Origin of the sequence: Paraburkholderia sp. RL17-381-BIF-C, assembly GCF_046026435.1 — a bacterium.
GTDB lineage: Bacteria > Pseudomonadota > Gammaproteobacteria > Burkholderiales > Burkholderiaceae > Paraburkholderia.
Genome location: NZ_JARESX010000217.1, coordinates 1 through 590 on the forward strand (window position 1 = coordinate 1; position 590 = coordinate 590).

Below are 590 nucleotides of genomic sequence, written 5' to 3' on the forward strand. Positions count from 1 at the left end.
AAGCAGGCGGATATCGTCATCACAACGGCCCTTATACCTGGTCGTCTGGCCCCTACGTTAATTTCCGTGGAGACCGTGGCGGCGATGAAAGGCGGATCGGTCATTGTTGATCTGGCGGCGTCCCGCGGCGCGCAATACGAGGGCCATCCGGGCGGAAACTGTCCCCTTACCGAAACCGATAAGGTCGTTGTCAGATACGGTGTGACGATCGTGGGTTTTTCGAATCTGGCGGCAATGGTTCCCACCGACGCGTCTGCGCTTTACGCCCGAAATCTCCTGGAATTTCTCAAGCTGATTGTTACGAAGGAGGGCGCGGTGAATATCGATCTGGATGATGACATTGTGGCCGCAACACTCCTCACGCGTGCCGGGCAGGTTCTGCGGAAGTTCTAGTCATTGAAAAAAAAGAGAAAAGGTAGCGAAATGGAAGTCATGAGTCACACCGTTATCAACCTGATCATCTTCGTGCTGGCGATCTACGTCGGCTACCACGTGGTCTGGAACGTCACGCCCGCGCTGCATACGCCGCTGATGGCCGTGACCAACGCGATCTCGGCGATCGTGATCGTCGGCGCGATGCTCGCCGCGGG

Annotated in this window: 1 protein-coding gene and 1 pseudogene; both read left to right on the forward strand. The window is 56.9% G+C overall.

All coding sequences use genetic code 11. From position 1 onward, the window contains the following. Positions 1-393, forward strand: a pseudogene (locus tag P0D70_RS36760) (NAD(P)(+) transhydrogenase (Re/Si-specific) subunit alpha); the annotation flags it as partial. 30 nt (positions 394-423) lie between these two features. Further along, a partial coding sequence (locus P0D70_RS36765) for a proton-translocating transhydrogenase family protein (RefSeq protein WP_408188128.1) occupies positions 424-590 on the forward strand: 167 nt, incomplete at its 3' end.